Origin of the sequence: Amycolatopsis sp. NPDC049159, assembly GCF_040648295.1 — a bacterium.
Taxonomy (GTDB): Bacteria; Actinomycetota; Actinomycetes; order Mycobacteriales; family Pseudonocardiaceae; genus Amycolatopsis; species Amycolatopsis pretoriensis_A.
The window spans coordinates 170309-190091 of sequence record NZ_JBEZDL010000019.1 but is presented as its reverse complement, the minus strand read 5'-3'; the positions used below and the strand labels follow the sequence as shown (position 1 = coordinate 190091).

Below are 19783 nucleotides of genomic sequence, written 5' to 3'. Positions count from 1 at the left end.
GTGGAGCACGAGAAGCCGTTCGCGATCACGCTCGACGTCGGCTCGAGCCGGGCGAACAAGACCGGCGCGTGGCGCACCGAGCGGCCGGTCTACGTCGACCTGCTGCCGCCGTGCAACCAGGCCTGCCCGTCCGGGCAGGACATCCAGAAGTGGCTCTACCACGCCGAATCCGGCGACTACCAGGACGCGTGGCGGGGCATCATGGCCGACAACCCGCTGCCCGCCGTCCTCGGCCGGATCTGCTACCGGCCGTGCGAGAGCGCGTGCAACCGCGGCCAGCTCGACGAAGCCGTCGGCATCAATTCCGTCGAGCGCTTCCTCGGCGACGAAGGGATCAAGCAGGGCTGGACGATCCCGGTCGCGGCGCCGTCCGGCAAGCGGGTGCTCGTCGTCGGCGCCGGCCCGGCGGGGTTGTCGGCGGCCTACCACCTGGCCCGGCTCGGGCACGCCGTGACCGTCCGCGACGCCGAGGCGGCGCCCGGCGGGATGATGCGCTACGGCATCCCGCGCTACCGGCTGCCGCGCGACGTCATCGACGCCGAAATCGGCCGGATCCGGGACATGGGCGTGGTGTTCGAGCAGCACAGCCGGGTCACCGACGTCGTTTCCGCGAAGGCCGATTTCGACGCCGTCTTCCTCGCGGTCGGGGCGCAGGTGGGCAAGCGGGCCTACATCCCGGCCGGCGATTCGGCGCGGGTGCTCGACGCGATCACCCTGCTGCACGACCTGGAAAGCGGGGAGCGGCCGCTGCTCGGCCGCCGCGTCGCGGTGTACGGCGGGGGCAACACCGCGATGGACGCCGCCCGTACGGCCAAGCGGCTCGGCGCCACCGACGCGGTGGTCGTCTACCGCCGCACCCGGGACCGGATGCCCGCGCACGAATCCGAGGTGGCCGAGGCGGTCGAAGAGGGCGTCGCGATGCGGTGGCTGTCGACGATCAAGGAGGTCGACGGCGAGGGCATCACCGTCGAGAAGATGAGCCTGGACGAGTCCGGGTTCCCGCAGCCGGCCGGCGAGTTCGAGCGGCTGGCCGCCGACAGCGTCGTGCTGGCCCTCGGCCAGGACGCCGATCTGTCCCTGGTGGACGGACTGGCCGACGTCGAAACCGCGGACGGCGTGGTGCGCGTCGGCCCCGGCCTGATGACCGGGCACCCGGGCGTTTTCGCCGGCGGTGACATGGTGCCTTCGGGGCGCACCGCGACCGTCGCGGTGGGGCACGGCGCGAAGGCGGCCCGGGAGATCGACTCCTGGCTGCGCGGGACCGCCGTCGACGCACCACGGGACCCGCGCCCGGCGACGTTCGAGAACCTCAACACCTGGTACTACAGCGACGCCGACCGCAAGGTCCGCCCGCACCTCGACCTGTCCCGGCGCGTGTCGACGTTCGACGAGATCAAGGGCGGCCTCGACGCGTCGACCGCGCTGTTCGAAGCCCGCCGCTGCCTCTCCTGCGGCAACTGCTTCGAATGCGACAACTGCTACGGCGTCTGCCCGGACAACGCCGTCATCAAGCTCGAGCCGGGCGACAAGTACGCGATCGATCTCGACTACTGCAAGGGATGCGGGATCTGCGTCGCCGAATGCCCCTGCGGCGCCATCGAAATGGTGCCCGAAGAATCCTGAGGAGGAAGTCATGCACGAGAAGCGCTGGCACGTCGAAGTGCACATCGACGAAGACGATGACGGCCGGACCCGCGCCACCGCCCGGCTGGAGACCGCCGACGACACCCGCATCTCCGGGGTGGGGGTGGCGCGGCTCAACCCGGTCGACCGGGACGTGCCCGAGATCGGCGACGAGCTCGCCACGTCGCGCGCGCTGAGCGACCTGGCCCACAACCTGTTCGAGTGCGCCGCCGGCGACATCGAAGCGCTCACGCGCAAACCCGTGCGGCTCGAGCACTGAAAGGAACGGACATGCGGATCCTCGTCGTCTTCGAATCGATGTTCGGTGCCACCGAAGAGGTGGCCGAGGCGATCGGCAAGGGGCTGGCCGGGTCCGCCCCGGTCGAGGTGGTCAACGTCGACAAAGCGCCACGGGACCTGACGGGCGTCGATTTGCTCGTCGTCGGCGGCCCGACCCACGTGCACGGCATGAGCCGCGCCGCGACGCGGAAGTCGGCCGAGGACCAGGCCCACGACCCCACCCGCTCGCACACCGGGGTTCGCGAGTGGCTGGACTCCGTCGGCACCGTGCCGGCCGGGCTGCCGGCCGCGACCTTCGACACCCGGATCGACAAGGCGCGCGTGCTCACCGGGGCGGCGTCGCTGGGCGAGGCCAAGCGGCTGCGCCGGCGCGGGTGCCGGCTCGTCGTGCCCGCGGAGAGCTTCTTCGTCGGGACGGCACCGGAAGACGGCTTGAAGCCCGGAGAGGCCGAGCGCGCCGAGGCGTGGGGTGCGGCACTGGGCCGCATCGTGTCCTGACCGCCGTGGGGGGCCAGCCGGCGGTCGGGGTGGAGGAGGAGTTCGTGCTGCTGGACGCGCGGACGGGGGTGGCCGTCCCGGCGGCGCCGCGGGTCCTCGGCGCGCTGGGCGGTGAACCCGGTGTGGTGCCGGAGTTCCTGCGCTTCCAGGTCGAGACGATGACGGGGGTCTGCCGGTCGCTCGCCGAGATCCGCGCGGACCTGGCCCGGCTGCGCGAGCGGCTGGGCGACGCCGCGGACGAGGCGGGCTGCGTGGCCGTGGCCACCGCGGTCGCGCCGTTCGGCGCCGTGCCGCTGGTCACCGCCGACGCGCGGTACGAGCGGCTGGCGGCCCGGTTCCCGGCACTGGTCGAGCGCGCGGGCACCTGCGCCTGCCACGTCCACGTCGGCATCCCGTCCCGGGCGGCGGGGATCCGGGCGCTCGCCGGGCTGCGGCCGTGGCTCGGCGTGCTCTTGGCGCTGAGCGCGAACTCGCCCTACGTCGACGGTCTCGACTCGGGCTGGGCGAGCGCCCGGTACCCGCTCTGGTCGCGCTGGCCGACGGCCCGGCCGCCCGCCGCGTGGCGCGATGTCGCCGAGTACGACGCGGCGATCGGGGAAGCGATCCGGAGCGGGGCCGCGCCGGACGTCCGCGGCGTGTACTTCTACGCCCGGCTGTCGCCGCGGTACCCGACGGTGGAGGTCCGGATCGCCGACGTCTGCCTGGACGCCGGGGACGCCGTCGTGCTCGCCGGGCTGGTGCGGGCGCTCGTGGTCACGGCGCTCGGCGAAGACGCTCCGCCGCGGCGCACACCGGACTCGGTGGTCCTGCGGTCGCTCCGGACCGCTGCCCGGTACGGCCTGGCCGGACCGGGCCTGGACGTCACCACCGGATCGCCGGCCCCGGCCGAGAAGCTCGTCGAAGACCTGCTGGCGTACGTCCGGCCGGCGCTGCGGGCCGCCGGCGACCTCGACGAGGTCCGCCGCGGGTGCCGCGAACTCGAGACCCTGGGCGGTGGCGCCGGCCGGCAGCGGGTGCTGCGGGCGGCGGCGGCGACCCCGGCGAGGTTCGCCGCCCGGCTGGCCGCGGCGACCAGGGGAACGGACGACGGCCAGAACGTGGAGGCGGCACAGTGAACTCGGGAACAGCGACCGGCACGGGCGAGTTCCACGCGTTGCCGGTGGCCGCCGTCGCCGAGCGGCTCGGCGTCGATCCGCGACGCGGGTTGAGCGCCGCCGAGGCCGGGACGCGGTTGAGCCGGTTCGGCGCCAACACCGTCAGCGTCCCCGCCGGACCGGGGCCGCTGCGGCGGTTCCTCGTCCAGTTCCACAACCCGCTCATCTACGTCCTGCTGCTCGCCGGCGTCGTGACGTGGGTGTTCGGCGGGCACGTGGACGCCGGGGTGATCGGCGGGGTCGTGCTGCTGAACGCCGTCGTCGGGTTCGTGCAGGAGTCCCGGGCGCAGCGGGCGCTGGATGCCTTGTCCACCATGGTCCCGGTGACGGCGACCGTCGTCCGCGACGGCGTCCCGCGGCGGATCCCGGCGGCCGAGCTCGTGCCGGGTGACGTCGTGGAGCTCGCCGCGGGCGACCGGGTCCCGGCCGACGTCCGGCTCGCCGAAGTGCACCTCGCCGAGATCGACGAGTCCGCGCTGACCGGCGAGTCGGTGCCCGTGGTGAAGTCCGTCGATCCGGTGGCCGCGGCGGCCCCGGTCGCCGACCGCGCCGGCTCGGCGTACTCGGGAACGCTGGTGACCCGCGGCCAGGCGCGCGGGCTGGTCATCGCGACCGGCGGCGCCACGCAGCTGGGCGACATCCAGCACCTGGTGGCCACGGCCGAAGCCGTCACCACACCGCTGACGCGCAAGCTGGCCCGGTTCTCCCGGCAGCTGAGCTTCGTGATCGTCGCGGTCTCGGCGGGCGCGTTCGTGCTCGGTGTCGTGCGGGGAACGCCGGCCCCGGAGGTGTTCACGGCCGTGGTCGCCCTCGCCGTCGGCGCGATCCCCGAAGGGCTGCCGGCCGCGGTCGCGATCGTGCTGGCCATCGGCGTCGTGCGGATGTCGCGGCGCGGCGCGATCGTCCGGCACCTGCCCGCCGTCGAGACCCTCGGGGGGACGACGGTGATCTGCACCGACAAGACCGGCACCCTGACCCGCAACCGGATGACCGTGACCACCCTCGCGGCGGCCGGCGAGCTGGTCCCCGTCGCCGGCGCCGAGCTGCGCGAATGCCTGGTCGCCGGGGTGTTGTGCAACGACGCGGAGCTCGACGAGGGCGACCCGACGGAGATCGCGCTGCTCGGCTCCGCGATCGAGGCCGGGCTGGACCCCGCCGCGCTCCGGGCCGCCGCGCCCCGCACGGAAACCGTCCCGTTCGAGTCGGAGACGCGGATGATGACGACGGTGCACGGCTCGGTCGGCTACCTCAAGGGCGCGGTCGAAGAGGTCGCGGCCCGGTGCGTGACCGAGGTGCTGCCCGGCGGCGGTGAGCGTCCGCTCGACCGGGAGGCCCTCGACCGGCTGCACCGGACGTTGACCGCGCAGGGCCTGCGGGTGCTCGCGTTCGCCCGCCTCGCGCCGGAGCCGGTTCTGCTGGGCCTGCAGGCGATGCAGGATCCACCGCGGCCGGAAGCGATCACCGCGATCGAGGCCTGCCGGAGCGCGGGGGTCGATGTCAAGATGATCACCGGCGACCACGCGGGAACGGCGGTCGCCGTCGCGGGCGCCGTGGGGCTGGCCGACTCGCCGCGGGTCCTCACCGGGGCCGAGCTGGCGGAGCTGCCGCCCGCGGAGTTCGACGACGCCGTGGCGGGCACCCAGGTGTTCGCGCGGGTGTCGCCGGGCCAGAAGCTCGAACTGGTGCAGGCGTTGCAGCGGCGCGGTCACGTGGTCGCGATGACCGGCGACGGGGTGAACGACGCGCCGGCGTTGCGCCGCGCGGACATCGGGGTGGCGATGGGCGCGGGCGGGACCGACGCCGCCCGCCAGGCCGCGGACATGGTGCTGACCGGTGACGACTTCGCGTCGATCGAGGCGGCCGTGCGGGTGGGCCGCGGGGTGTTCGACAACCTGCGCAAGTTCATCGCCTGGACGCTGCCGGCGAACATCGGCGAGGGCATGGTCGTGCTGGTCGCGATCCTGTTCGGCGCGACGCTGCCGATCGTGCCGGTCCAGATCCTGTGGATCAACATGACCACAGCGGTCTTCCTGGGCTTGACGATGGCGTTCGAGCCGACGTCGCCCGGCGTCATGCGGCGTCCGCCACGACCTCCTTCACGACCGTTGTTCACGGCGGCGTTGCTGCGCCGGGTGGTGCTCGTCTCGCTCCTGCTCGTGGTGGCGGCGTTCGGCGCGTACCGCCTGCAACTGGGCTTGGGCGAGCCGGTGGCGGAGGCGCGGACGACCGCGATCAACGTGTTCGTCGGGGTGCAGGCCGCCTACCTGCTCAGCTGCCGTTCGCTGGACCGCCCGGTGCTGCGCGCGTGGCCGGGGCGCAGCCGGATGTTCGCGCTGGGCATCGGGTTGACGGCCGGGCTTCAGCTGCTGCTGACCTACGTGCCGGTGATGAACTCGTGGTTCCACACGGCACCGGTGGGCGCCGGGTCGTGGCTGTGGGTGCTGGGGGCCGCGGTGGCGGCGTTCGCGGTGGTGGAGGCGGACAAGCTCCTCTGGTCGCGGTTCACCGGGGGAGCCGCGGGGGAAGACCGGCCGCGCCCAGGGCCTCCCAGAGCGGCTTCGCGTCGAACCGGCGGGATGCGAGTCCTTCGAGGAACTGGCAGCCGTAGCTTTCGGCGGTGAGGGTTTCGCCCGGCGTGCGTCCGGGGGCGGAGCGGCCACCTGCGGCGACACCAGCAAGAGCAGGACGGGGCGACCCGTGCGCCGGGTTGCCCCGGAACCGCGGGGACGGTCAGCCGGGCGACGGAGCCGAGACGGTCCGGGCGTGGAACCGGGCGTGGGCGACGGCGTCGTCGAGGTCCGCGAAGAGGTGGTCTTCGTGCCCGAGCCGGCCGAGTGCGCCGGTGGCGGCGAGCACGTGGTGATGGCGGTCCTGCACGCCCTTGACGAGAACCGTGACTCCGCTCGCCTCGAGTTCCTCGATGGTGTCGCCGAGTGCCTTCGCGCCGGTCGCGTCGAGCAGGTGCAGGCGCGAGAGCCGGAGGATCACGACGCGGACGTCGCCGGCGGCGGCGGCGATCTCGGTCAGGACGCGCTCGGAGGCGCCCCAGAACATCGCGCCTTCGAACCGGAACAGCGCGATGTGCTCGTCACCGTCCTCGGCGGCACCGGGGAGCGGCTCCCGGCTGGCTCCGGCGGCCCGGGCGACGGTCCGCAGGGCGAAGAACGCCGCGACGACGAGGCCGATCTCGACGGCGAGGATGAGATCGGCGGCCACCGTGACGACCGCGGTGACGGCGAAGGTCACCGCGCTGGACCGGCTCGCGCGGACCACGTCGCGGATCGTGCGCGCGGGCGCCATCCGCAGGCTCGTGACCATGAGGACGCCGGCCAGCGCGGCCAGCGGGATCCGGGACACCAGCCCGGTGGCGGTGTAGATCACCGCGAGCACCACGACGGCGTGCACCAGGGCGGAAAGCCGGGTCCGCGCCCCGGACCGGACGTTGACCGCCGTGCGCGCGATCGCGCCGGTGGCCGGCATCCCGCCGAACAGGCCACTCACGATCGAGGCGAGCCCCTGTCCGAAGAGTTCGCGGTCCGGCCGCGTCGGCCCGACCGGCGGGCCGCCGCGGGTGAGCGCCACCGCCACCCGGGCCGAAAGCAGGGATTCGATCGCCGCCAGTGCGGCCACCGCGACGGCTCCGCCGGCCAGATCGCCGATCGTGCCGGGTGTGAAGGAGGGCAGGGCGGCGTCGATGGAGCTCGGCAGCGTGCCGATCCGGGGTACGGGGACGTGCAGGACCTCGGCGGCGACGGTCGTCACGGCGACCGCCACCAGCGACGCCGGGATCCCGCGGTGCAGCCGCGGCAGGACGAGCATGATCACCGCGACGACGGCCACGGTGCCCACCGTCCAGCCCACCTCGGCGCCCGCGCCGGCCACGGCTTCGAGCGCGGACAGGAACGGGTTCCGCCCCGGGGTCGCGGTCGTGCCCACAGCGGCCGGGACCTGCTGCAGGAAGATGATGCAGGCGATCCCGAGCGTGAAACCCTCCACGACCGGCCAGGGCAGGTAGCCGACCAGCCGGCCCAGCCGGGCCACGCCGGCCAGGAGCACGAGGATGCCGCCCATGATCGACACGAGCGCCACCGAGGAAGCACCGTGGGCCGCGACGACCGGCGCCAGCACCACGGCCATCGCCCCGGTCGGCCCGGACACCTGGACCGGCGATCCGCCGAAGACCGCCGCGACCACCCCGGCGACGACGGCGGTGACGAGCCCGGCCGCGGCGCCGGCGCCGGAACTGACGCCGAACGCGAGCGCCAGCGGAAGCGCCACGACCCCGACGGTCACCCCGGCGAGTACGTCGGCCCGCACGACCGGCGGGCGGAAGTCGTAGTCGGCTCGGGCGGGAAGCAGGGCCTTGACCACCGAGAGGCCGCTCACACGCGCTCCGCGACGGCGTCGAGAACGGCCTGCGGACTCGCCCCGGGAAGCGGCGGGAGGCGCCGGGCCAGGCGGAGCTGGTCCGATCCCGGCCGGAGACTCGCCAGCAGGAAAGCGCGGGCGACCACGAGCAGTTCGGCGACCACGGGCTGCGCGAGCCAGTACTCCACGGCGTTGCCCGTGCGCGTCGAGGTGACCACACCGCACCGGCGCAGGACGGCGAGGTGCTGGGAGAGCTGAGAGGCCTCGCATCCGGTCACTTCGAGCAGCCGGGTCACGGGAGCGCCCCCGTCGCCCGCGGCCGCCAGTACTTCCAGTACCTGGATCCGGGTCGGGTGCGCCAGGCACTTGAACAGGTCGGCCTTGATCCGGTAGAGCGGCTCGGTCGTCCGGGACCTCGCGGGCATGGGGCTCACCTCCTTGTTTGATGACTCTATCAATCCATCAATCGAGGGTGTGCGGCAGCGCGCTCGAAGGCGGCGACCAGGTGATCGGCCCGGTGACGCAGGCGCGGACCAGTCCGCGTTCACCAGCGCCGACTCGAACGGCGCGTACCTCGGCGGGCTCGGCTTGGTCGCCGCAGGCGGGGTCGGTGCGGTGCCGGCGGCCTTGACCGGCGTCAGGCCGAGGCCGACCGCCGTGACATCCGATTGCCGGAGCGGCGTGCCGCGCTCAGAGCCAGTCCCGGCGCTTGAACAGCGCGTACAGCGTCGCGGAGATGAGCAGGATGGCGAGCGTCGAGACCCACACCCCCGAAGCCTGGCCGAACCCGGGGTACGGGATGTTCTGCCCGTAGAAGCCGGTGATCGCCGTCGGCACCGCGATGATCGCCGCCCAGCTCGTCACCTTCTTCATGATCGTGTTCAGGCGGTTGCCCTGGATGCTCAGCTGGGTTTCGCGGATCGTCGCGATCAGGTCGCGCAGCGACTCCGTCCACTCCGTCACGCGCAGGACGTGGTCGTAGACGTCCTGGAAGTACGGCAGCAGCGTGTCGTCGCGGCGCATCAGCGAGGCGACGATCTCCCGCATCGGCACGGCCAGGTGGCGCAGCCGACTGAGGCTCCGGCGCAGCCGCAGGGACCGGCGCTGCAGGTCGGTGTGGTCGACGTGGTCGGCGAACACCAGGTCCTCGAGGGCCTCGACCTGCTCGTCCAGCACCTGAACGGCGTCCAGGTGCGCGTCGACCAGGTAGTCGAGCAGACCGTGGAGCAGGAACGCGGCGCCGTTCTTCGCCAGTTCGGGCGTGCTGTCCCAGCGGGCGGTGAGCGCGTCGATGTCGGCGGTGTTGTTGTGGTGCACGGTGATCAGCACCCGGTCGGTGACGAAGGCGTCGAGCTCCGACGCCGTCAGCGCGCCGTCGGTCACCCGCACGAGGTACGCGGCGAGGAACGCGTGCCGGTCGTAGCGGACGAGCTTCGGCCGCTGGTGCTCGTCGTCGAGCACGGCCGCGACGGCGAGCGGGTGCAGGCCGAACTCGGTGGTCAGGTCCGCGAGGTCCTGAGCGGTGGGCGCGTCCAGGTCGAGCCACAGGGTCACCGACGGGTCGGCGAGGTGGCGGGCGGCCTCGGCGGCGGGGAAGTCCTCCGCCTCGAGGACACCGCTGCGGTACAACCGGCTGCGCGTCATCGCCGGCTCAGTGGTCGTGCGCGGCGGCGAGACTGGCGCGGCAGGCGCGGACCAGCTGGCGGGTGGCGCGCGTCGCGGGGGTTTCGCCGCAGGACGGGCAGTGCACCGAGACGTCGCCGGCCAGCTGGTCGACCGCGACGTTCAGGGCACATTCGCAGGCGCGGCACCAGCGGGTGCCGGTCACGATGACGACGTGCAGCGGGGAGGCGACGCAGTCGTGCAGCCAGCGGCGGTGGGTGCGGCACGTGACGCGCTCCAGCGCGTCCAGACCGTCCTCTTCGGACTGGTCTTCCGCGGTGAGCGTGCGCGCCAGTCGCTGGTCGGCGACGTCGGCGTAGCGGGCGTCGACGACGCCCGCGGGCCGCAGGGCCAGGCGGTTGCGGCGGGGGGACGTCGGTTCGGCGGTGGTCGCCGGGGCGGATCCGGGCTGGGCGTCCATGGTGTGCCTCACTTTCGTCCGGTCCCAGCCTCCGCCGGGCGGAGCCGGGCGACGAGGGCCGGACCGCCCCGGTCACCGGGGCCTCCCGGCCCCGGTTCCGGTGGGGCGAAGGCCCATCCGCGTGAGGACTTCGGTCGTCTCAGGTGGCGGTGCGCACGAGGTACACCGGGCACGACGCGTTGTGCAGCAGCGCCTGGCCGGTGGAGCCCAGCAGCAGGCCGGGGAACCCGCCGCGGCCGCGGTCGCCGAGCACGACGAGCTGAGCGGTCGTGCTCTGCCCGATCAGCTCACGGCGGGGATGGCTGCGGACCACGACCCGGTCGATGCGGACGTCGCCGGCGTCGTGCTCGCCGGTCAGCCCGGCCAGCAGCCGTTGCCCGGCTTCGGCGGAAGCCTGCGGGTCCAGGTGCGGCTCGGTTTCCGGGCGGGGCGGATCGTCCGCCGACGCGTGCACGACGACCAGGCGGGCGTGGCGCGCCTTCGCCTCCGCGACGGCCGTCGCGAGGATCCGGGTGCTCTGCTCGCTGCCGTCGATCCCGGCGACGACCGGACGGTCTTCCGCGCCGGGCTCGTCCCACGTGTCGCCGCGGACCACCACCACGTCCGAGCACGCGTGCGCGCCCACGGCGGAGGCGACCGAGCCGGCGAGGAGACCGGTCAGCCGGCCGTGCCCGCCGGAACCGACCACGACGAGCGCGGCCTTCCGCGACGCTTCGATGAGAGCTTGTGCGGCCCGGTCGGGGTCGAGCCGGGCCGTCACCACGGGCGCGCCCTGCGCTTCGGCGATCTCGCGGGCGGCGCGCAGGTACCGGTTCCCGTGCGCGCGCAGGACGTCCCTCATCTCTTCCGGCGGGGGGACGACGCCGCCGGCGAGCAGCGCCGGGAAGTCGAGGGCGTGCACGATTTCCAGCGGGGCGTCGTGCAGTCGGGCGGTCCGGCCGGCCCAGCGGACGGCGTCGAGCGCCTCGCCCGACCCGTCCACTCCGGTGACGATCGGGCGATCGGTCGTGGTCATGGCGGCTCCTGAATACGGGTGTCGTGAGCCGGACCGTAGGGGGCACCGCCCTGGGCGGCTGCGGCCGGAAGTCCTCCGGTGGTGGGACTTCCGGCCGCGGTCCGGTGGCGGCATGCTGGGCGGGAGAGTCCCGCGAGCGCAGGAGGCCCGTCGTGAACCTGCCGGCCACCATGGCCGCCTGGCGCGTCACCCGGCCCGGGCCGATCGCCACGGGCCCCCTCGACCGGTCGCGGGTACCGGTGCCGCGCCCTGCGGACGGCGAACTGCTCGTGCGCGTGCTGGTGTGCGGCGTCTGCCGGACGGACCTGCACGTCGCGGAAGGCGACCTCCCGGTGCACCGGGAAGGCGTGACGCCGGGCCACGAGGTCGTCGGCGAGGTCGTCGCGCCCGGCGGCGACGTCACCGGCTTCGCGGCCGGTGACCGGGTGGGGATCGCGTGGCTGCGCGGAACCTGCGGCCGCTGCCGGTACTGCCTGCGCGGGCGGGAGAACCTCTGCCCGGAGTCGCGCTACACCGGCTGGGACGCCGACGGCGGGTACGCCGAGTACGCCGTCGTCCCGGCGGCCTACGCACTGCCGCTGCCCACCGGCTATTCCGATGACGAGCTGGCGCCGTTGCTGTGCGCCGGGCTGATCGGCTACCACGCGCTCGCCCGGGCCGAGGTGCCGGAGAACGGGCGGCTGGGGATCTACGGTTTCGGCGGCAGCGCGCACCTGACCGCCCAGGTGGCGATCGCGCGAGGTGCCACCGTGCACGTCATGACGCGCAGCGCCGAAGCGCGCGAGCTCGCCTTGGCGCTGGGTGCGGCCTCAGCCGGCGACGCCGCCGACCCGGCGCCGGAGCCGTTGGATTCCGCGATCCTGTTCGCGCCCGCCGGCGAACTGGTGCTCCCGGCGCTGGCCGCTTTGGACCGCGGGGGAACGCTGGCGATCGCGGGCATCCACCTGTCCGACGTGCCCGCGCTGAACTACCAGCAGCACCTGTTCCAGGAGCGTCAGGTGCGCAGTGTCACGGCGAACACCCGGGCCGACGCGCGGGAGTTCCTGGCCTTCGCCGGGGTGCACCACCTCGGTGTCAGCACGGTGCCGTACGCGCTGGGCGAGGCGGACCAGGCCCTGGCGGACCTGGCCGCGGACCGGGTCAACGGTGCGGCGGTGTTGCGGGCCGGCTGAGCCGTACCCCAGCCGGACGGTCACGGCCGCCTCACCGGGATCCGGAAGTGCCGGACCGTCGTGACCGCCCACAGCACCGCGATCAGCCCGATGAGCACCGCGAGCACCGGGCGGTCACCCGTGACCAGGGTGAAGACCGCGAGCAGCAGCGCGGCCACGCCGAGCGGGACACCGAGCCACAGCGACGCGCGGGTCCACCGCTGCGCCCCGAGCACGCAGGCGGTCAGGCCCAGCGCGAGCGCCGTCGCGGCCATGGCGCGAGCGCCGTGTACCCACAGCGCCGCTCCGTCGGGCAGGTAATCGACGTACAGGGCGACCGTGACCAGCACCGGCACGGTCGCCGCGGCGTCTCGCCATTCCTGGGGCATCGCGGAACCTCCTCCCGCTCACGATGCCCGCCTGGCCACGTACCAGGAGCGGCCGAAGGTCACCTGGGGCGAGGACGAACGACCGCAGCGGGTGCTTCCGGCGGCGACCTACCGTCGGGTCGACGAACTTGACCCTCGGAGGAAACGTCATGAGCGCAACCGGAAACCCGCCGATCGTGGTGGCCGTGGACGGCTCGGAAACGGCTGCCGCGGCTGCGCTGTGGGCGGCCGGGGAAGCCGCCCGCCGGCACGCTTCGTTGCTCGTCTTCACCGCGTACGGCTACGAAGACGCCGCGTTCGGCGGCAAGCTCTACCCGCCGTCGGACTGGCTCGCGGTCAAGGAAGCGGAAGCCGACCAGCTGGTCCGGCAGACGCGCGCCACCCTCGAAGCCGCCGTTCCCGGGCTGGAGATCGCCACCGAGACCAGTGACCGCGGCCCGGTACCGGGCTTGCTGGAGGTGTCGGGCCGGGCCCGGCTGCTCGTCACCGGGGAGCCCGTCGGCTCGATCGCGGGGTTGTTCAGCGGCTCGCCCGACGTGGACCTCGCCGCCAAGGCGCACTGCCCGGTGGTCGTCGTGCGCGGGAACGAAAACGTCGACGGCCCGGTCATCGTCGGCACCGACGGCAGCCCGCTCAGCGAGGCCGCGATCGCGTGGGCCTTCGAGGAGGCTTCGCTCCGCAACGCCCCGCTGATCGCGCTGTACACGTGGCACGACGGCGACACCGCCGGCTTGTTCAGCGACGGCAACGTCGCGTTCCAGGGCGAAGGTCTGCAGGATTCCGGCCGCCGGCTGCTCGCGCAGCGGCTCGCCGGGTGGCAGGAGAAGTACCCGGACGTGGCCGTCGAGCGCCGGGTCGAGCACGACAAACCCCGCGCCCGCCTGCTTTCGGCGAGTCACGACGCGCAGCTGGTCGTCGTCGGCAGCCGCGGCCGCGGCGGTTTCACCGGCCTCGTCCTCGGCTCGACGAGCCAGGCGCTGCTGCACCACGCGGGCTGCCCCGTCATGGTCGTCCGCACCGAGAAAGAGGTGTGAACATGAACGCCGGCCCGGTGTCCGTGGTGATGACCGCCGACCCGATCACCGTCTCCGCGCAGACGCCGTTCAAGGACATCGCCCAGCTGCTCACCGGCAACGGGATCAGCGCGGTCGGGGTGCTGGACAAGACCGGCGCGCTCGTCGGGGTCGTCTCCGAGGCGGATCTGCTCCCCCACCTGTGGGACCGCAAACCCCGGTGGCGCGACCGCCGGCTCGCCCGCAAGGCGACGGCGTGCGTGGCGAAGGACCTGATGACCAGCCCGGCCGTCACGATCGACGCCGGCGCCACGCTCGCCGAGGCGGCCGCGACGTTCGCGCACAGCGGCGTCCGGCGGTTGTTCGTGCTGCGCGGCGGAAAGGTGGCGGGCGTGCTGTCCCGCCGTGACCTGGTCTCGGTCTTCACCCGCGGCGACGCGGACCTCGAGCGCGAGGTGAGCGACCGGGTGCTGCGCGAGCAGCTGAACCTCGGCCCGGACCGCGTGCGCGTCGAGGTGCGCGCCGGCATCGTGACGGTCGTGGGCCGCGTGGAGCGGCGCAGCGACATCGACCCGGTGACGCGGCTGATCCAGGAGCTGTCCGGCGTCGTGGAGGTGCGCAACCGCCTGGACTACGTCTGGAACGACGTGGCTTGAGCGAGCCTGACGAAGACCTCCGTCCGAAGTGGATGGAGGTCTTCGTCACGCCCGCGAAGCACGCGAGCCACGAGAAAGGCCCTCCGGCAATGGCTGCCGAAGGGCTTTTCCGTGCGGACTCACCGGCCGCGCAGCTGGTCCGGGATCGGCAGGCCCGCGCCGTACGGGTGGGCGACCGGGCGCAGGACCTCGCTGATCGGGCGTCGCGGTGTGGCCGGCAGCGGGGGCGCGCCCGGTGGCAGGTGGCCGACGCGGATGACCAGCTGCGGCTCGAGCCGTCCGTCGAGGACGCAGTCGCGGACCAGGGCGCGCGTGCTGGTGAGCTCGAACGGCTCGGTGTACACGCACGACGCGAGGCCGAGCCGGGTCGCGGTGAGCAGAACCGCGCTGGCGGCCTCGCCGGCGTGGAGGCGGTCGAGGGCGGTGTCGCCCGCGGTGGCCAGCACGGTGAGGGCGGCGCCGTCCGGACCCGCCGTGTCGGGCAAGCGGGCGCCGGCGAACTCGCGGACCCGCAGTTCGTGCGGCGAAACCGGGGCGCGGACCGCGTTCCGCGCGGGTACTCCGTCCGGTGCGTAGTGCCGTCCGCTCCACGCCGCGAGCTCGATCTCGTAGTCCGGGTCCGCCCGGTGGAGGCCGTCGGCTTCGGTGGCCGCGCCCGTGAGCGCCGACCGGCGGGGTGCTTCGGTGACGATCCGCAGAACGGCGTCCCGGTCGGACGCGCTCTTCTGCAGGAAGATCTCGTCGCGCACCGGCAACGGCCCGGCTGCGTAGCGCCGGCGGTCCGAGCGGCGGCGGGGGATGGCCGCAGCGAGGGCGATGTCGGCGTCGCGGGTGTCGTGGGGCACCAGGTCGATGCGGGCGAGCAGGTCCGGCCGCGCCGGGTCGGGCAGCCGGTGGACCTGCGCCGCCCAGCCCATCGCCGCGGCGGCGACCGTGAAGTGGTGCAGGGCGCAGCCGCAGCTGACGAGCAGGTCGCGGCCGTCGGGGTCGGCGTGCCGCAGCCGGCGGCGCGGGTCGGCCCGCAGCTCGACCGTGCGGCCGCTGAAGTGCCACTGCCACGGCTGGGAGTTGTGCACCGATGGGGCCCGCACCGCGAGCGCGACGGCCGCCCTCACGGTGTAGGCGTCGGGCGTCGTGTGGTCCATCGTTCCTCCTCGGATCGCGTGCTCCCATGCTTTCCGGGCCGGGCGGCGCCCCCCAGGGCCGAAGGGCTTCCACGCGGGTACGCCGAGGTGACCCGGTCGAGGCCCTTAGGCCCTTTTCCGGCGGGGTCGCCGGGGCGACCCTGGTGCTTCCGATCGAACGGGAGGTGCGCATGCGGCACCCGGAAGTCCCCTTCGCCGGGGCAGCGGAGATCGCGACCGAATGGCTGGCCGCCGTGGGCGAGCGGCTCGGCACCGGCGACCGCGCGGTCGCCTACCGGATGCTCCGGGCGTGGTTGCACACCGTCCGGGACCGGCTCACCGTCGAGTCCGCCGCCCGCTTCGCCGCGTCACTGCCGGACTTGCTGCGCGGGCTGTTCTACGAAAGCTGGACCCCGCACCACGTGCCCACCCGCTACGACGTGCCGGGCTTCGTCGCGAGGTTCGCCGGTTCGGCGGACACCACCCGCGCCGAAGTCCCCGAAGCGGCGGTGGCCGTGACGGCGGCGCTGGAGAAGCTGTGCGCGCCCGACCGGCTCGAGGACGTTCTCCGCGCGCTGCCGGGCTCCCTGACGGCGCTGCTGACCGGTCACGCGGAGGCACCCCGTGCGTGGTGATCGTGTGCGGGAAGCCGGGCTCCTGGCCACCGTCGTGACGCTCGTCGCGGCCGGCGGCGTCGCGTGGTGGCTGGCCGCCCCGGTCACGGCGAACGCCGTTTGGGCGGCCGCGGACGTGGTCACCCTGATCCCGGCCGCCGCGTGGGTCGTCGCCGACCTGCGGGCCAAGCGCTGGGGTGCCGACCTGCTCGCGGTGCTCGCGCTGGTCGCCACCCTGGTGGTGGGGGAGTACCTCGCGGGCGCGATCGTCGCGGCGATGGTCGCCACCGGACGCGTCCTCGAAGCCGGGGCGCGGCGGCGGGCGAGCCGGAACCTGACTGCGCTGCTCGACCGGGCGCCGCGCGTGGCACACCTGCGCACCGAGACCGGCCAGGAGACCGTCCCGGTCGAGGAGGTGCGGTCCGGGCAGCTGATCGTCGTGCTGCCGGGTGAGGTCGTACCGGTCGACGGCGTGCTGCCCGACGGCGGCACCTTCGACGAGTCCGCGCTGACCGGCGAACCCCTGCCGGTGACCCGGCCCGCGGCCGACACCGTCCACAGCGGAGTCGTCAACGCGGGTGCCGCCGTGGACGTCCGGGCGAGCGCCGCCGCGGCCGACAGCGCCTACGCCGGCGTCGTGCGGCTCGCCGAGCAGGCCGCAGCCCGCACGGCGCGGGTGGCCCGGATCGCCGACCGCGTCGCGATCTGGTTCCTGCCCGCGGCGCTGCTGATCGCCGCACTCGCGTGGCTGCTGAGCGGGGATCCCGGCCGGGCGGTCGCGGTGCTGGTGACGGCGACGCCGTGCCCGCTGCTGCTGGCCGTCCCGATCGCGGTGACCGGGGGCATGTCCCGGGCGTCGAAGGCCGGCGTGGTCGTGAAGGACGGCGCCGCGCTCGAAGCGCTCGGCCGGGCCTCCGTCCTGCTGATGGACAAGACCGGCACCGTGACGCGGGGCCGGCCCGAGATCACCGACGTCGTCTGCGCGCCGGAACACGACGTGGCCGAAGTCCTCGCCGGCGCGGCCGGCGTCGAACAGTACTCGCCGCACGTGCTGGCGGCAGCCGTCGTGCGCGCCGCCGCGTCGGCCGGGGTCACCCCGGCGGCCGCCGAAGACGTCACCGAGCAAGTCGGAGCCGGTGTGCGCGGCCGGGCCGGCGGACGCGAGGTGCGGGTGGGCCGCTCGCGCCGGGCCGGACTGCCGGCGTGGGCGCGGGGCGCCGCCCGGCGCGGCCGGCTGGACCTCGCGTCCGTGCTGTGGGTGGAGTTCGACGGCGAGCCGGTCGCGGCACTGCTCGCGAAGGACCCGATCCGGCCCGACGCCGCCCGCACCATGCGGCGGCTGCGGGCCGCCGGGATCGGCGAGGTCCGGCTGCTCACCGGCGACCGCGTCGACAACGCCCAGGAGGTCGCCGCGATGCTCGGCCTGGACGACGTCGACGCCGAAGTGACGCCGGCGGGGAAGGTCGCCGCGGTGGCGGCCGCCTGCGCCCGGGGCGTGACCGTGATGACCGGCGACGGCGTCAACGACGCGCCCGCGCTGGCGGCGGCCGACGTCGGGGTCGCACTCGGCTCGCGCGGGGCGACGGCGGCCGCGCAGGCCGCCGACGCGGTGATCCTCGACGACCGCCTCGACCGGCTGGCGGACGCGGCGGAGATCGCCCGCCGGTCGCACCGGCTGGCCGTGCAGAGCGCGGTGGCCGGGACTCTGCTGTCGCTGCTGGCGATGCTCGCCGCGGCCGGCGGGTTCCTGGTCCCGGTGGCGGGTGCCCTGGTCCAGGAAGCCATCGACGTCGTGGTGATCCTGAACGCGTTGCGCGCCTTGGGCGACCGGAAGGCACGGGGGCCGGCGCCGGCGGCGATGGTGCGGCGGTTCGAGTCGGAGCACGAACGGCTGCTCCCGGCGCGCGCCGCGGTCCGGCAGGCCGCCGACGCACTGGCCGAGGGCGCGACCCCGGCGGCGGACGCGGCGGTCCGGGCCGCGTGCCGGTCGCTGACCGACCAGCTGCTGCCGCACGAACAGGCCGAGGAGACCGAGCTGTACCCGGCACTGGCCACGGCACTCGGCGGCCCGGAGGGCACGGTGACGATGAGCCGGGAGCACGCGGAGATCGGCCGCCTGGCCCGGCGCCTGCAGCGGCACGTCGCCGAGGCGCCCGGCGGGATCCAGCCCGACCAGGTGGACGACCTGCGGGCGACGCTCTACGGCCTGGACGCGGTGCTGACGCTGCACTTCGCGCAGGAGGAGGAAGCGTACTTCACGCTTCCGTCGACCTGAGCAGCCGAACGTCGGTGACAACTCAGCTGAACCGGCCCGCTGCTCAACGAGTGGCTGCAGAACCAGCTTTCACCGCACTCGCAACGGTAGTGCGCGGTCGCCGGCCTCTTGGCCTCGTCGACGTCCGACCGCAGCGGGAAGTACAACGCGGTGTTGAGTTCCCCAAGCTTCGTGGTCTGCCCGTGAGCTTCCGAGTCCTCCTCGGCGAAGTGGAAGCGGGCGAGTCCACCCAGCCTGGAAGGCGTTGCAGCAGCGGTTTCCGCCAGGTCGTGACGGCCCCGCAGGCGTCACGCCGGGTCGCTGAGCTCCGCGCTACCGGGCCGGGCGGTGGGCTTCGGCGCCCAGCACCGCCAGCTCGAGCGTGCGGGCGACGTCGGCCGGGCTGACCACGCCGGCCAGCACGCCGTCCGAGACCACCAGGACGAGGTCCTGCCCCGGCCGGTTGCCGATCCGGCCGAGGACCGCGCTCAGCGGGGTTTCCGGGGCCGCCAAGAGGCAAGCGGGTGGTCGCGCGCAGACGTCTTCGACCCGGGTCGAGGCCCGTACCTGTTCCGGTACGCGGCCGAGCCGGGCCAGGCTGACCACACCGAGCGGGCGGCCGTCGAACGAAACCACCGGGAACGTGCGGAACCGCGCCGACGCGGCCTGCTCGGCGAACCCCCGGACGGTGAACCAGCCGGGAGCCGTGACCGGGTCGGGCGTCATGATCTCGCCGAGCCGGATCCGGCCGAGGACCTCGCGTGCCGGGCCCGCCGCGAGCTCGGCACGGGCGCTGAAGGCCAGGAACCAGCCGATCCCCGCCAGCCACAGACCGGCGAAACCGCCGAACCACAGCAGCTCGACCAGCCCGGCCACGGCCAGCAGCAGCCCGACGACGTTGCCCGACCGGGCCGCGGTGGCCTGCGCCCGGCGCTTGTCGCCGGTCAGCCGCCAGACGATCGCCTGCAGGACCCGGCCGCCGTCCAGCGGTGCGCCCGGCAGCAGGTTGAACACCGCCAGCGCCAGGTTCGTCCAGCCCAGCCAGGACGCCGTGACACCGGCGATGCCGGGAAGCAGGAGGGAGGCACCGAGGAAGCCCGCACCGGCCAGGAGGCTCGTCACCGGGCCGGCGACCGCGACCGCGAACGCCGTCCACGGGGTCGGGGGTTCGTCGGACATCTCGGTGCTGCCGCCGAGCACCCACAGCGTGACGCGGTCGACGGCCAGCCCGCGGTGCCGCGCGACGAGCGCGTGGCCGAGTTCGTGCGCCAGCAGGGAGCCGAGGAACAGCACCGCGCCGAGCACCCCGGCCGTCCAGTACACCGCCGGGGACCGCCCGGGGACCGCCTCGGGCAGCAGGGATTGCGCCAGCAGTCCGGCCAGCAGGGCCATGATCAGCAGCACGGACCAGTGCGCGCCGACGCGGACACCGGCGGGCCGCCCGAGCGGGAAGGTGGCGTTCATGCCCCGACGGTCCTCCCGCGGGCGCGCGCGGGCGAGGGCCGCACCGCCTCGCGGGGAGTGACCAAAGACCCCTGCGC

General features: G+C 74.4%; 18 protein-coding genes. 10 read left to right on the top strand and 8 right to left on the bottom strand.

What is annotated here, in order from left to right; translation table 11 throughout:
- The 5 genes from AB0B33_RS32235 to AB0B33_RS32215 are packed head-to-tail and all read left to right on the top strand — an operon-like array spanning nucleotide 1 to nucleotide 6196.
- Nucleotides 1–1623: an NAD(P)-binding protein gene (locus AB0B33_RS32235; RefSeq protein WP_360778568.1), complete on the top strand. Its 1623-nt coding sequence runs from the start codon at nucleotides 1–3 to the stop codon at nucleotides 1621–1623.
- A gap of 10 nt (nucleotides 1624–1633) precedes the next feature.
- Nucleotides 1634–1903, top strand: a complete 270-nt coding sequence (locus AB0B33_RS32230) for a DUF1876 domain-containing protein (protein ID WP_360778565.1) — start codon at nucleotides 1634–1636, stop codon at nucleotides 1901–1903.
- 11 nt (nucleotides 1904–1914) lie between these two features.
- Nucleotides 1915–2421 carry a flavodoxin domain-containing protein gene (locus tag AB0B33_RS32225; RefSeq protein ID WP_360778563.1) on the top strand — a complete coding sequence of 169 codons (507 nt, stop codon included), beginning with the start codon at nucleotides 1915–1917 and terminating at the stop codon, nucleotides 2419–2421.
- Nucleotides 2422–2426: 5 nt separating this feature from the next.
- On the top strand, nucleotides 2427–3536 hold the full coding sequence (locus AB0B33_RS32220) for a glutamate--cysteine ligase (protein ID WP_360778560.1): 1110 nt from the start codon (nucleotides 2427–2429) through the stop codon (nucleotides 3534–3536).
- On the top strand, nucleotides 3533–6196 hold the full coding sequence (locus tag AB0B33_RS32215) for an HAD-IC family P-type ATPase (protein ID WP_360778557.1): 2664 nt from the start codon (nucleotides 3533–3535) through the stop codon (nucleotides 6194–6196). Before AB0B33_RS32220 ends, AB0B33_RS32215 begins: the two co-directional genes overlap by 4 nt.
- Before the next feature lie 109 nt (nucleotides 6197–6305).
- On the opposite strand, the gene AB0B33_RS32210 is transcribed toward AB0B33_RS32215, so the two are convergent.
- From AB0B33_RS32210 to AB0B33_RS32190, 5 genes are all read right to left on the bottom strand, one after another.
- A complete protein-coding gene (locus tag AB0B33_RS32210) occupies nucleotides 6306–7961 on the bottom strand; it encodes a SulP family inorganic anion transporter (protein WP_360778554.1) in 1656 nt (551 codons plus the stop codon).
- Nucleotides 7958–8368, bottom strand: coding sequence for a metalloregulator ArsR/SmtB family transcription factor (locus AB0B33_RS32205; RefSeq protein ID WP_360778552.1), 411 nt, complete (start codon nucleotides 8366–8368; stop codon nucleotides 7958–7960). Before AB0B33_RS32205 ends, AB0B33_RS32210 begins: the two co-directional genes overlap by 4 nt.
- Before the next feature lie 265 nt (nucleotides 8369–8633).
- Nucleotides 8634–9587: a magnesium transporter CorA family protein gene (locus AB0B33_RS32200; protein ID WP_247022196.1), complete on the bottom strand. Its 954-nt coding sequence runs from the start codon at nucleotides 9585–9587 to the stop codon at nucleotides 8634–8636.
- A 7-nt stretch (nucleotides 9588–9594) separates the two neighbouring features.
- Nucleotides 9595–10026, bottom strand: a complete 432-nt coding sequence (locus AB0B33_RS32195; RefSeq protein ID WP_360778549.1) for a hypothetical protein — start codon at nucleotides 10024–10026, stop codon at nucleotides 9595–9597.
- 139 nt (nucleotides 10027–10165) lie between these two features.
- On the bottom strand, nucleotides 10166–11041 hold the full coding sequence (locus AB0B33_RS32190; protein ID WP_360778546.1) for a universal stress protein: 876 nt from the start codon (nucleotides 11039–11041) through the stop codon (nucleotides 10166–10168).
- Between the two features lie 170 nt (nucleotides 11042–11211).
- Here AB0B33_RS32190 and AB0B33_RS32185 point away from each other — a divergent pair, with 170 nt between their 5' ends.
- Entirely contained in the window at nucleotides 11212–12213 is a 1002-nt protein-coding gene (locus AB0B33_RS32185; protein WP_360778735.1) for a zinc-binding alcohol dehydrogenase family protein, read from the top strand.
- Nucleotides 12214–12233: 20 nt separating this feature from the next.
- Here AB0B33_RS32185 and AB0B33_RS32180 read toward each other — a convergent pair whose 3' ends face one another.
- Nucleotides 12234–12581 (bottom strand): hypothetical protein, encoded by a 348-nt coding sequence (locus AB0B33_RS32180; RefSeq protein WP_360778544.1) that lies wholly within the window; start codon nucleotides 12579–12581, stop codon nucleotides 12234–12236.
- A gap of 149 nt (nucleotides 12582–12730) precedes the next feature.
- Here AB0B33_RS32180 and AB0B33_RS32175 point away from each other — a divergent pair, with 149 nt between their 5' ends.
- Together AB0B33_RS32175 and AB0B33_RS32170 are read left to right on the top strand one after the other, a co-directional pair.
- Complete coding sequence (locus AB0B33_RS32175) at nucleotides 12731–13615, top strand: universal stress protein (protein ID WP_360778541.1); 885 nt, start codon at nucleotides 12731–12733, stop codon at nucleotides 13613–13615.
- A 2-nt stretch (nucleotides 13616–13617) separates the two neighbouring features.
- On the top strand, nucleotides 13618–14250 hold the full coding sequence (locus AB0B33_RS32170) for a CBS domain-containing protein (protein WP_360778538.1): 633 nt from the start codon (nucleotides 13618–13620) through the stop codon (nucleotides 14248–14250).
- Between the two features lie 119 nt (nucleotides 14251–14369).
- Here the strand turns inward: AB0B33_RS32170 and AB0B33_RS32165 are convergent, their stop codons facing one another.
- On the bottom strand, nucleotides 14370–15395 hold the full coding sequence (locus tag AB0B33_RS32165; RefSeq protein ID WP_360778536.1) for a hypothetical protein: 1026 nt from the start codon (nucleotides 15393–15395) through the stop codon (nucleotides 14370–14372).
- A 170-nt stretch (nucleotides 15396–15565) separates the two neighbouring features.
- Between AB0B33_RS32165 and AB0B33_RS32160 the strand changes: the two genes are divergently transcribed.
- Both AB0B33_RS32160 and AB0B33_RS32155 read left to right on the top strand, forming a co-directional pair.
- Entirely contained in the window at nucleotides 15566–16009 is a 444-nt protein-coding gene (locus AB0B33_RS32160; RefSeq protein WP_360778534.1) for a DUF2267 domain-containing protein, read from the top strand.
- On the top strand, nucleotides 15999–18263 hold the full coding sequence (locus AB0B33_RS32155; RefSeq protein WP_360778531.1) for a heavy metal translocating P-type ATPase: 2265 nt from the start codon (nucleotides 15999–16001) through the stop codon (nucleotides 18261–18263). The genes AB0B33_RS32160 and AB0B33_RS32155 overlap by 11 nt, the downstream gene beginning before the upstream one ends.
- Before the next feature lie 312 nt (nucleotides 18264–18575).
- On the opposite strand, the gene AB0B33_RS32150 is transcribed toward AB0B33_RS32155, so the two are convergent.
- Nucleotides 18576–19706, bottom strand: coding sequence for a site-2 protease family protein (locus AB0B33_RS32150; protein ID WP_360778528.1), 1131 nt, complete (start codon nucleotides 19704–19706; stop codon nucleotides 18576–18578).
- Between the last annotated feature and the right edge of the window lie 77 nt (nucleotides 19707–19783).

Bases quoted from the DNA above. Each gene is read 5' to 3' on its own strand.
- AB0B33_RS32230 (WP_360778565.1), top strand. From the start codon at position 1,634: ATGCACGAGAAGCGCTGGCACGTCGAAGTGCACATCGACGAAGACGAT.
- AB0B33_RS32225 (WP_360778563.1), top strand. From the start codon at position 1,915: ATGCGGATCCTCGTCGTCTTCGAATCGATGTTCGGTGCCACCGAAGAG.
- AB0B33_RS32205 (WP_360778552.1), bottom strand. From the start codon at position 8,368: ATGCCCGCGAGGTCCCGGACGACCGAGCCGCTCTACCGGATCAAGGCC.
- AB0B33_RS32200 (WP_247022196.1), bottom strand. From the start codon at position 9,587: ATGACGCGCAGCCGGTTGTACCGCAGCGGTGTCCTCGAGGCGGAGGAC.
- AB0B33_RS32195 (WP_360778549.1), bottom strand. From the start codon at position 10,026: ATGGACGCCCAGCCCGGATCCGCCCCGGCGACCACCGCCGAACCGACG.
- AB0B33_RS32190 (WP_360778546.1), bottom strand. From the start codon at position 11,041: ATGACCACGACCGATCGCCCGATCGTCACCGGAGTGGACGGGTCGGGC.
- AB0B33_RS32185 (WP_360778735.1), top strand. From the start codon at position 11,212: ATGGCCGCCTGGCGCGTCACCCGGCCCGGGCCGATCGCCACGGGCCCC.
- AB0B33_RS32180 (WP_360778544.1), bottom strand. From the start codon at position 12,581: ATGCCCCAGGAATGGCGAGACGCCGCGGCGACCGTGCCGGTGCTGGTC.
- AB0B33_RS32175 (WP_360778541.1), top strand. From the start codon at position 12,731: ATGAGCGCAACCGGAAACCCGCCGATCGTGGTGGCCGTGGACGGCTCG.
- AB0B33_RS32170 (WP_360778538.1), top strand. From the start codon at position 13,618: ATGAACGCCGGCCCGGTGTCCGTGGTGATGACCGCCGACCCGATCACC.
- AB0B33_RS32165 (WP_360778536.1), bottom strand. From the start codon at position 15,395: ATGGACCACACGACGCCCGACGCCTACACCGTGAGGGCGGCCGTCGCG.
- AB0B33_RS32160 (WP_360778534.1), top strand. From the start codon at position 15,566: ATGCGGCACCCGGAAGTCCCCTTCGCCGGGGCAGCGGAGATCGCGACC.
- AB0B33_RS32150 (WP_360778528.1), bottom strand. From the start codon at position 19,706: ATGAACGCCACCTTCCCGCTCGGGCGGCCCGCCGGTGTCCGCGTCGGC.